Source organism: Enterobacter sp. ENT03 (assembly GCF_019218745.1).
GTDB lineage: Bacteria > Pseudomonadota > Gammaproteobacteria > Enterobacterales > Enterobacteriaceae > Enterobacter_D.
Genome location: NZ_JAHUXA010000023.1, coordinates 44,358 through 52,751, shown reverse-complemented (window position 1 = coordinate 52,751; position 8,394 = coordinate 44,358). Strand labels below are relative to the sequence as shown.

The window sequence follows — 8,394 nt, the reverse complement described above, 5'->3', positions numbered from 1 at the left end:
CCAGTTGAGCGGATTCGCGTTTGAATTCAGGACTGAAATTTCTTCTTTTCATTGGAGCACCTGTGTTGTTCTGAGGTGAGCATATCACCTCTGTTCAGGTGGCCAAATTCAGTAAACCACTTCATACTCGATCAGGTATTCTTTACCATTCTGACGCGCGGTTGTGTCGTGGTTTGATGAATAACGGCTCTGCGGGGTGTTAAACAGGCTGTAGTTATCATCAAGAAGCTGTGTCACCACCACTTTTGGATTCTGGACGCCTACCCCGTCGAAGAGGTCGAGGGCATTCATCAAATAGTTACGTTCAGGTAGGGCCTGGAAGATTGGCGCTAAATCGACCATCTCACGCCCAATTGCGATTTTACTCATTTGTTAGTCATCCTTGATTAAGAGGTGAAGAATGGACGGCATACGAATCCTTTGGATTCGAGCGTGGTGATAGCTGCGGCGTGATTCGCTGCGTTCAGGTTGTCGGCTTTAAGCGCTACGAAGCTACCAACATTAGGCGCACGTACGACATTCACGGTTTTAACGTCGCCAGCGCTGACGAAATCGGACACCACCACAAAGGCATCATCGCCGGAGGCATAGAGCGCCCCATCAGCGCCGATAACGTCGCCGCATTGCACATCCGCTGGCAGGTCGAAAACACGACCCTCGACGGCTGCAAAACAATCCGTTGCGTAGCTCACTACGTCCGTGAAACTTTTTCGAATTGGGAAAAGCTCGGTTAGGTCAATCATTGTTGTTTTATTTCCTTTGATTTGATTGCGATCCGTTCCTGCATACTTAATTGAGGTGTGCCCTCAGAAGGGAAATACTGGTCTACAGCTTTTTCAATTTCTTCTACGGTACATCCTGCCATCTCAGCCACTTTAGCTATTAATTCAGGATTAACTTCGATCACTTCGGATTTGTATTTTAGGATTCGGTCGCGATTGTTTAATAAGAACATTGTGTTGTTCCTTCGCGTTGTGTCTGCTTACAGCATTTATGTTGTACACAGGGTAAGAAAAGGGCTACCGAAGTAGCCCCAGGAGAGAATGCCCCTTGCTAGAGAAAGCATTATTAACGTCATTTTTAAAGAGTAATGAAGTTAAGAATACTATCTTGAAGAATACCTTCTGGAATAAATTGCCCCTGCTGTTATCTTAGGAGATTAAAAGATCAGGGGCAGCTTTGCGCCCATTTCAAAACAGAAGCCCTTCTGTCATGGCAAGAAATGGGAGATTGGAACCTCACTATCATTGCTGGAAACAATAATAGGAGAAGCCAGACGTAACAAAGAAACATCATCGACGTTTAAAGCAGTCTGACAACATTCACCCTAACGGAATGAATGAGTAAAAAGCACAATGCTTTTTTCGTAAAGAAAGGAGATGCACGGTGATTGTTCACACTACTACCACAAAATAATAATGTGACCGTGCATTACCTTTGGAACGACAAAGAAGAAATAACCGTGGCTAAAGAACATAACCCATTCTTTACGGAAAAACATTGGAGAGAGCGCCGCTATGGGAAACGGCATTCTCAGGAGTGCCCACACTATGGAATAATGTTTGCAAATCGTATTGACATACAAGGGAGAGAAACGTGATTTGATACGTTTATTCAGATCCTATTCTTATAGTACAGCATTTCCGTTACAAAGTCAATCTTTTTATTCACTTTAAGTGCATTTTTATGCAGATTGGTTTTGTAACAGATCGTTCAGTTCATCTTTACACGCTGCCAGAGACAGCGCCGCCTGTGTCACCTCTCCTATCAGTTCCTGCTCCTCACATAGGCTCTCTGTACCTTCCACTGAGAGGATAATCCCCTCCAACGCCACCGCTGACAATTGGATCAGCCTTACAGCGTCAGAGAGTCTCTCAGGCTTGCTCTCAGGGAGAGCTTTGTATACAGCATTTACCGCATCAAGTAGTGGAATGTGAAGTTCATCGTGGAATTCTTGAAGAAAATCTTCTAACTGGGTTTTAGTCATTGTGTCATCCGTGTTTTGATCAACTTGACGATGTTCAATGCCACTTGAAACGGGGCAATCTCAGTTGCCAGCACATCGAGAAGGTACTCTATTTTATTAACATCTTGTGCCTGTTCTGCCCATTCAGCCTGTTTAACTAAATCCTGCACGTATTGCATGCGGTCTTGAAAGTAATCTTGTTTTGTTATTTCCATAATCATTCTTTGTACTTGTCTCCAATGTTAAAAAGTTCATCAAAATCCCTGGCTCCCGCCACGGTATTGTTCATTGCGTTGTATGTTAGGTAGTGGTTTAGTGATTCAAAGCCGAGGCATTGCCAGCGGCGAAGCTGGCTATCATCCCAGGTGTAAACTTTGCGTTTTCGTGGTTTGTAATAAACGCTCGGACACGAAGAAAGAATGTCATTCATCGCCGCCCACGTTTCACTGTCTGGCGGGGGTGAATCCACTAATTCAACGTGTTCTATCAATGTGCCTGGGATTTTTTCGAGAGAAGTGATTAATAATCGCTGTTGCTGTTTTTGTGCTGCTTTGCCGATCCTGTTGACATTTTCCCGTTCAATGCGGGTGAGGGTGCTACGTTCCTTCTTACTCATTGCACCTCGTCTTAGTGGTTCGAGGTGATGAAAGAAACGTTGTGATTAACGTCAAAATCGTAATACCCGCCTCTCCGAGTGATGGTGATCACTTTGGCATCTTTCATCAGGGACAACCAATAACGGATTCCGCTTTCCGAGTAGCCCAGGGCAGATGCCAGGGTTTTGACGCTGGAACGGTATGTTCCGTTCTCACGGCCAAGGCTTGCAAGGTGGTTATAGATTCGTCTGCATACTTCGTTGCATCCGAGTTGAAACTTTGTATCTTCGTTCAGTAAGTAAAGGTTGTTCATAATCCTCCAGGTTAAAATGGTAGATCTTCGCGTTGATCGAAGGTTTCATTCGTTGGTGCGGTTAAAATAATCTCACGTCCAAGATGTTTGGTCGCTGTCTGTGAAATAAGTTGGTAGGCTGCTTCCTCATCGCCCATTGTCTCTGTTAGCGCCCATTTCCAAGCGGCATCGATGGGATCGCCATTCGGTTTGCAGATAGCCACACCGCCCCAGGGAAGCTCTGGCTTGTCCTGCTGAGTGGGGATCGTTGGTGTTGGTTGATACTGTGGAGCATCCCAGACAAACGGAAGATCATCAAAATCAGGAACGGCATGTTCCGCTGCTGTCTCATCAGGATTAGGCGCTGCTGGTAGTTGATCTGGTGGGATAACGTGAGCATCAGTAAGCGGTAATGCAGTGTACAGAAGAGTGTCATACTTAGAATCGGGATTAGATTCTGTTGTCACCAGTCCCAGTTTTTTCAGGTCGCTAATTCGTCTGCCTATCGTTGAAACAGATGTTTTGTGCTTTCTCGCTAATGTCCCTTGGCTCTCGTAGCAGGTTTTGCCATTCGCTTGATAACTCTGAAAGCGGCAATACAAACCAACGTGAAAGCTGTCGATCTTTATACCATCGGGGCAATCTTTTGAATAAAGGTATTCAATGTCTTCGAAGAAGGTGAAGTCCTTTTTGAAGGTTTGCGATGTTACAGTTTTTCCGTCTTCATCTTGATACGTGTGCTCGTGTTTTGCCTTAATCTGGGCGAGGGTTTTTGCCATTGTTGTTTGCTCCTATGTATGCTCAGTAAAATACGAATGCTCTTCATTTGGGTTTTCTCCGCTTCTCATTCGTGGATTGTTGTTAATGCTGGTGGTGGTGATTACGCGCCAGCTTTCGAGTATTTGACCGCCAGACTTTGGCATTCTTCAAGAAGGAGTGCGCTTACGCTCATTTTTCGGCGCTTTGCTTCTTTGAACAGAATCTGAAATGTCTCATCAGGGATCATTAACGATGTGGACGGCGGTAGTTTGGTTTTCTTCTCGTTCATTCTGGTTCCCTCCTGGGTTAGCTGGTCAAGGGTGTGAAGTTTGGCGTTGCTCGCCATTCGTCAAAGCGTCGGATCGCTTCTTCAAACATCTCCACTCTGTCGGGCTGTTCACGCTTACGCGCTCGGACAAGTGAACTGTAAACCAGTCCTCGTGTTGTTCGGCCTGTGATCAAATCCGCGTAGATTTGGTCAACGTTGAAATAACGCATGTGTTTTGCTCCTGTTTCGGTTTTCTCCAGACGCAAAAAAGCCCCCGCACCAAAACCTGGTGGAGGCTGCAATGTATGCGTGATGGAATGTTGTTAGATGGGGTAGATGATAATGATTATCACCATACTTTTAATAATACACTAAAAGCACACTTGCTGTCAAGTTATTTTTCAATAACTTCAAAAAAGTCAAGCGCATTACGTGCTTTATACAAAAAACAGATAGTTGCTATCAATGGAAATCTGTGGTAGAAATTGCCACCAGAGAAGACAGCCACAAGAAACACACAAAGCATCCTGTAACGCTCTCTGCGACGTTCTGACGCTTTCATGCTACCTTTTACCACCCACCCTATAAAAATCGCTCTACGGGCTTCCTGTGCGTTCTGGTGACGTATGGCGCACCTCTGGCACTTACTCCCGAAACCAATAGCACAACTACAGACGGATAACGTTAGTTATCAGGATGGTAGGCGTTGGTATTGGATTGAGGCTTAGTGAACTGAACCTTAGCACGGTGAAAGTGAACTTTAGCCGCTCTACCTTCGAGAATTAGCACGACTACGGACAACGGACGTAGGAGGGTTAATTGTCGTTAGGTAGAGTTAGCATGTGGTCAATCATCGTTAGATGGTTGGGTACATGGTTACATACCGCGCACAGCGCAATGGTATTCGCCCACGGCGAAAGCGATCTCTTGCCGATGGCAAATAATTGTTCGTGCCTGACTCTCGTCAGAAACGAAGTTTGCACGAGTCCAGAAGGTAAAGAGTGTAGCTTGCGCTGGTTCCTGAGCGGAACGAGGCCAGCCAACGAAGCCCGAAAGGTAGCGAAGTAAGGCTGCTTGCCAGGAGTGACGGCGAAGAGCCGCCAGCAAAAGAAATAATGAAGAAGATCATTCTTGCGCGGCGTAGCCTGACCTAAGTCAGCGCAAAAGATACTGATCTAATAACTGATCTTATTATTAGTATTATAGCTAATCTTATTGTCAGTCGCTGTGACCGACCCCCTACGTCAGCCTGACATACCCCCTCTTTCACTCTGACCGACCCCCTACGTCACAATGACCGACCCTGCTCACTCCGAATCGTACATGCAACAACCTTGGGATAATTCCCATCAAACCGGCATGTAATCCGCTGGTAAATGGCAGGTAAAGATCAGGGGTGAATGTAGCCAAACTTAACAAGTGACCTTTCATTTCAGAATCACTTAACTTTGTTGAAGCCTTGTACCTTGCGGCTTGCAGCGATCATTGTCCACAATGGAAACTTTCATGATAGGTGCAATTTGCTTAACGACTGTTTATAAAATGAAACATCGGTTTATTTTCATGCCAAAACCACATTATTGATAATAGTTCTCAACAACTCAGATCACATCGTTACGGATGAGAATAGCTATCATCTAACGTACAATAGCTCTACCTCAATGTTCTAAAGTAATGTGAGATAGAGCACCTAACCTATTGATTTAGTTAACACACACACCGTCACACTTCTCCTTTCTCTCTATGGTATGCAATGAATGTGAATAGACCGTGCATAGTCCCACCAGTATTTGGCAACGTGCAAACATCTGTTTAGACTTTCCAAAATATTGATTTCTCTCAGGATATTTTATATTTGTCCAAATTTTATACAGGGAGTGCGTACTGGTCGTGTTCGATAGTGCTGGAAATGGCGCAACCTTCCACCGCCCCACCAAAGAAATGTGAGATTAGAAGATTGTAACTTACTGAAAATGATCATAATCTTATTTCACAGTTTCAGGATTGACGGAGATAAGTTGATGGCGACCACGAAGATAATCACCCAAGCAGAGGCATTTAAGCTGATAAGCTGGCTTGAGAGTCATAACAAACAGCTATTCGCAGATGTAGCGATCACTATGGCCTCTTTATGTTTACGGGTAGGTGACACGGTGAATTTGAAGTTCAGCCAGTTCAAGGAGGGAAACACGCTGGAAGTGCTGGAGAGTAAGACGGGCAAGAAGAAAGAAATCATCGTCCCTGCGAAGGTGTGGGAGATTGTAGAACGTCGCCGCCAGGCCTTCCCGAAAGACGAATACGTTTTCACGTCACACAGCAACCGTGCATCAGGAAAATCTCCTGTGAGTCGTGAGCAAGTGAACCGTGAGATCAAACAGGCTGCGGAGAATGTCGGGATTAAAGGAACGGTAGGGTGTCACTCGTTCAGAAAATTTTCTGCCACACAGGTGTGGGAAAAATCTAACGGGAATTTGGCGTTAGCAATGAAAGCGCTGAACCATTCAGATCCTAAAGTGACCATGAACTATTTGAAGATTGACGTTAAGAGCGTGGGCGCTGCCCTTGCAAACATTTGGGATTAATGTTTTATAAAGGTTACATTTTTCTCGCTACAACAGGAAAGGCATCAATTATTATGTTTTTTAATCTTAGAAGTTTTGGCTTATTAAAATTTCCAACCACGATTTCAGAGTGCCTTCGAGCATTGTCACTGAAAAATCTTAACTTAAAATACCGCAGATTTACGCCCGTTAAAAATTCAGTACCATCATGCAGAAAAACATTCTCCAATGTAGTTTGAAGGTCATTCATTCTTGTCATGTTTAATTTTCTTGTAAAACAGTCATAACCATTATTTTTATTTATTAACTCACACAGCAATAGACCGTTAGAGTAAACAAAGACTTTCAAGACAGGATTTTTATTTTTTTCGGAATACTTTTCAAATGATGCGATAAGTTCTTTTTTTTCATCATCTTTTATAGTGGTTTTTTTTAGCCCTCTACTATTAACATTCTCAACATTTCTAATGCTAGTATCAATGGCATTGCTATCGTCGTGATGAATACTATTTTTTGATGATAATTTAAGGAATAGAAACACACCTGCTACAAACCCGACAAACATAAACAATCCGGGCATACCGCTTACACCACCATGATGGGAACAAGCTCCTCTACTTCCTATTGATGCAGACATCCAACCATCATTACATCCAGAAAACAGGGAGCCAATGACGGTAAAAAATATAAAAACGGAGATTGAAGCAATAACCTTTAGCATAGCTGTATCCATTTTTCCGAAATAAAACATTATCTTATGAGCAATCATCCAAAACATTCGCATTAATTATGGTCTTGCGTTCCAATTTATGCAACGTAAGAGAGATGACGCAGGTTAAATTTTCTAAGTATCCAGCTATTTAAGTAAGTCATCTGAATAAACTACTCGATTACATACAAGCATTGAAATCATAATCCAAAGGGGTATTGCACCCTTTGGATTTGTGCTGTTGAATGCGCGTTTCTGGTGCAATGGCTTAAAGATTAGAAGTATCGCTTGCTACCCTACTGTTTGGAATGTAACGAACTACTGTTTGGGCCATGATCCCAGAAATGACCATCTTGCTTAACTCAACCGTAGTGTCAGGAAGTTTCCACGTTGCTTTATCTGAATCTGAAAACTCAGGTTTCCCATACTTCTGAGTTAGCAATTGACTCAATGTGCCAAATTGACTCGTAACGATACCTTCATTTTTTTTCTCATTACTGGCTACGTTCGTTTGTACAAGACGATCAGCACTATTAAAAAGGAATGTGACAGTATAAAGACCGCTACCGATCGATACATTATCAATCCGCACTTTCCCAAAATTATCCTTATACTTTTCTGGTGAGATCAGATGCGCGCCATTGCCCTGAGCCGCAACAACTTCTGACGGATTCATGTCCCATTTAGTATTTCCATAACCAATACCCTTAGCGAATGAGAGCAGAGGTAAAGTTAGAATCACGAAAGCCATTAGTAATTTTTTCATTCCATCCCCACGAATTGAGTTTATTAATTGTGAACCCGTTTACAATGTTCCCATTGCTCAGTGCTTCTTGCGATGCGGTCACTAATTGCAAAGTTCATCAGCGACGAATCATAGGCGTACACTTTACTTTTATCATCAGCCATCATCAACTTACCGTTAGTTTTCAGCTTTGGCGAGAGTAGGTATGTACCGTTTAAACGGTTAGCTTTGAAGCTATCGACATGCAACGTTACCTCGGCCCGACCCAGCACGCGTAAAGCACCAATTCTGCCATTCTGTATTGCTGCAATAGCATACTGACAGAGATAGGTTTTCACGGTTGAAGCTGTGTTTTTTCCGTCAACCTTAGCAGATAGGTAATGTGACGAGGTTTCAGGGATTGAACTATGAAGAGAAGATGACGGGTAAGAATAATTTTTATACGCAGAAGAGGTACTTGATCCAATCCGGCATGTTTTTCCAACCGCAATGCACGAA

13 protein-coding genes are annotated in these 8,394 nt (G+C 43.5%); 1 reads left to right on the top strand and 12 read right to left on the bottom strand.

The features are described 5' to 3' along the window. Positions 1-108: 108 nt before the first annotated feature. The 9 genes from KW828_RS19805 to KW828_RS19765 form a co-directional block, all read right to left on the bottom strand. Positions 109-369, bottom strand: coding sequence for a hypothetical protein (locus KW828_RS19805; protein WP_256350293.1), 261 nt, complete (start codon positions 367-369; stop codon positions 109-111). A gap of 17 nt (positions 370-386) precedes the next feature. Further along, complete coding sequence (locus tag KW828_RS19800) at positions 387-743, bottom strand: hypothetical protein (RefSeq protein ID WP_218337966.1); 357 nt, start codon at positions 741-743, stop codon at positions 387-389. Continuing rightward, positions 740-955, bottom strand: a complete 216-nt coding sequence (locus KW828_RS19795; protein ID WP_218337965.1) for a hypothetical protein — start codon at positions 953-955, stop codon at positions 740-742. Before KW828_RS19795 ends, KW828_RS19800 begins: the two co-directional genes overlap by 4 nt. Before the next feature lie 729 nt (positions 956-1,684). Next, positions 1,685-1,987: a hypothetical protein gene (locus KW828_RS19790; RefSeq protein WP_218337964.1), complete on the bottom strand. Its 303-nt coding sequence runs from the start codon at positions 1,985-1,987 to the stop codon at positions 1,685-1,687. Then, positions 1,984-2,181: a hypothetical protein gene (locus tag KW828_RS19785; RefSeq protein WP_218337963.1), complete on the bottom strand. Its 198-nt coding sequence runs from the start codon at positions 2,179-2,181 to the stop codon at positions 1,984-1,986. Before KW828_RS19785 ends, KW828_RS19790 begins: the two co-directional genes overlap by 4 nt. 2 nt (positions 2,182-2,183) lie before the next feature. After that, positions 2,184-2,582 (bottom strand): hypothetical protein, encoded by a 399-nt coding sequence (locus KW828_RS19780; protein ID WP_218337962.1) that lies wholly within the window; start codon positions 2,580-2,582, stop codon positions 2,184-2,186. A gap of 11 nt (positions 2,583-2,593) precedes the next feature. Continuing rightward, positions 2,594-2,875 carry a hypothetical protein gene (locus KW828_RS19775; protein ID WP_218337961.1) on the bottom strand — a complete coding sequence of 94 codons (282 nt, stop codon included), beginning with the start codon at positions 2,873-2,875 and terminating at the stop codon, positions 2,594-2,596. 11 nt (positions 2,876-2,886) lie between these two features. Continuing rightward, positions 2,887-3,633, bottom strand: coding sequence for a helix-turn-helix domain-containing protein (locus KW828_RS19770; protein ID WP_218337960.1), 747 nt, complete (start codon positions 3,631-3,633; stop codon positions 2,887-2,889). Between the two features lie 101 nt (positions 3,634-3,734). After that, positions 3,735-3,902: a hypothetical protein gene (locus KW828_RS19765; protein WP_218337959.1), complete on the bottom strand. Its 168-nt coding sequence runs from the start codon at positions 3,900-3,902 to the stop codon at positions 3,735-3,737. Positions 3,903-5,902: 2,000 nt separating this feature from the next. On the opposite strand from KW828_RS19765, the gene KW828_RS19760 reads away from it, so the two are divergent. Then, a complete protein-coding gene (locus KW828_RS19760) occupies positions 5,903-6,463 on the top strand; it encodes a tyrosine-type recombinase/integrase (protein ID WP_218337958.1) in 561 nt (186 codons plus the stop codon). Between the two features lie 13 nt (positions 6,464-6,476). Here KW828_RS19760 and KW828_RS19755 read toward each other — a convergent pair whose 3' ends face one another. From KW828_RS19755 to KW828_RS21990, 3 genes are all read right to left on the bottom strand, one after another. Then, positions 6,477-7,163 carry a hypothetical protein gene (locus KW828_RS19755; protein WP_218337957.1) on the bottom strand — a complete coding sequence of 229 codons (687 nt, stop codon included), beginning with the start codon at positions 7,161-7,163 and terminating at the stop codon, positions 6,477-6,479. 256 nt (positions 7,164-7,419) lie between these two features. Further along, the gene (locus KW828_RS19750; protein WP_218337956.1) at positions 7,420-7,917 is read right to left on the bottom strand and encodes a hypothetical protein; all 498 of its coding nucleotides are present in this window, start codon (positions 7,915-7,917) and stop codon (positions 7,420-7,422) included. Positions 7,918-7,940: 23 nt separating this feature from the next. Further along, positions 7,941-8,234, bottom strand: a complete 294-nt coding sequence (locus KW828_RS21990) for a hypothetical protein (RefSeq protein ID WP_245004266.1) — start codon at positions 8,232-8,234, stop codon at positions 7,941-7,943. Positions 8,235-8,394 lie beyond the last annotated feature (160 nt).